The following is a 1,725-nucleotide window of genomic DNA, read 5'->3' as shown; positions in this document are numbered from 1 at the left end:
GGCTCGTCGCCACACTGGTCGGATTCGGGCTGCACCTGCCATTCTGGGTGCTGCTGGCCGCCGCGGTCGCCGCCGGCGCCTTCCTGGTCCGCCACGTCGTCGAGCCCGCCGACCCGCCGCTCGCGGTCCTCCCCGAACCCGGCGGACCAGCGCCGACCCGCCAGGCCGACCCGCGGGTGCGGGTGCTGGAGTCCCAGCTGTGGGGTGCCGAGCGCGGGATGAACCTGCGCCCCCTGCACACCACCCTCACCGACCTGGTCGAGGCCCGCCGGCGCCGGCCGGGCGCGGGCCCGCTGCCGCCGACCCTGGCCGCCTACCTGTCCGCCGACCCGCCGCCGACGCCGACCCGGCGCCAGCTGCGCACCATCCTCGAGGAGATCCGGTCCCTGTGAGCCACCCCACCACCAGCCCTCCCAGCGCGGAGACGCTGGCCCGCGCCACCGAGCACTGCCAGCGGGTGCTGGCCGAGGTCGAGCGCGCCGTGGTCGGCAAGCGGGAGGCGCTCGAGCTGGTGCTCACCGGGGTGGTCGCCGGCGGGCACGTGCTCATCGAGGACTTCCCCGGGCTGGGCAAGACACTGGCCGCCCGCAGCTTCGCCCAGGCCCTCGGGCTCGATTTCCGCCGCGCCCAGTTCACCCCCGACCTGCTACCCGCCGATCTCACCGGCAGCTACGTGTTCGACCAGCGCCGCGCCGAGTTCGACTTCCGTCCCGGGCCGCTGTTCGCCGGGCTGCTGCTGGCCGACGAGATCAACCGGACGCCCCCGAAGACCCAGTCGGCGCTGCTGGAGGCGATGCAGGAGAAGCAGGTGACCGTCGAGGGCGTCACCCACCGGCTGCCCCGGCCGTTCCACGTGCTCGCCACCGCCAACCCGGTCGAGACCGAGGGCACCTACCCGCTGCCGGAGGCCCAGCTCGACCGCTTCCTGCTGCGGCTGCAGTTCGGCTACCCGTCGGAGGCGGAGGAGTGGGAGGTGCTGGCTCGCCGGATCGGCCGGCGCTCCGAGGAGCAGAGCGTGGACGCCGTCCTCACCCCCGAGGAGCTGCTGGAGGTGCAGCGGGCCTGCGAGGACATCTACTTCCACCCCGAGGTCGGCCGCTACGCCGTCGCCGTCACCGCGGCCACCCGGGAGGAGTCGGCGCTGCTGGTCGGGGCCTCACCGCGCGGGTCGCTGGCCCTGCTCACCTGTGCCCGGGCGCACGCGCTGATCGCCGGCCGCCGCTACGTGCGTCCGGAGGACGTCAAGGCGCTGGCGGTGCCGACCCTGGCCCACCGGGTCACCGTCCGGCCCGAGCTGTGGATGAGCAACGTCACCGGTGAGCAGGTGGTCCGCTCGGTGCTGGAGCGGGTGCCGGTGCCCGCCGAGTACCGGCCGGAGGACTAGCCGTGCGGCTGCGGCCGTCTCCGGCGCTGGTCCGGGCCGTGGTGCTGCTGGTGCTGTCCGGGACGCTGGCCGTGCTCACCTCCCAGGTGGCGCTGCTGGTGCTCGCCGCCCCGTTCGCCGCCTGGGCCGCGCTGGGGGTGCTGCGCCGGCCGGGGACGTCCGAGGCGCCGGAGGGCAGGCTGAGCGGGCACCGCGTCCAGCTGGGTGACGTGGTGGAGTACCGGCTGCGCGCCGCCGACCCGGGCACCCTGGTGGGGCTGACCGTGCCGGCGCCGGCGCGCTGCGACCTCGACCCGCCGTCGGGCGCGGCGACCGGGCTGGGGGAGGCGGCGGTGCGGGTG

At 75.9% G+C, this 1,725-nt stretch carries 2 protein-coding genes and 1 pseudogene; all 3 read left to right on the top strand.

From position 1 onward, the window contains the following. A partial coding sequence (locus DVA66_RS20130; protein ID WP_232822098.1) for a hypothetical protein occupies positions 1-392 on the top strand: 392 nt, incomplete at its 5' end. Continuing rightward, positions 389-1,384, top strand: a complete 996-nt coding sequence (locus DVA66_RS20125) for an AAA family ATPase (RefSeq protein ID WP_157974192.1) — start codon at positions 389-391, stop codon at positions 1,382-1,384. The genes DVA66_RS20130 and DVA66_RS20125, both read left to right, overlap by 4 nt. A gap of 2 nt (positions 1,385-1,386) precedes the next feature. Beyond that, positions 1,387-1,725, top strand: a pseudogene (locus tag DVA66_RS20120) (hypothetical protein); the annotation flags it as partial.

Source organism: Desertihabitans aurantiacus (genome assembly GCF_003344635.1).
GTDB lineage: Bacteria > Actinomycetota > Actinomycetes > Propionibacteriales > Propionibacteriaceae > Desertihabitans > Desertihabitans aurantiacus.
This window is presented reverse-complemented; position numbering and strand designations above follow the sequence as displayed.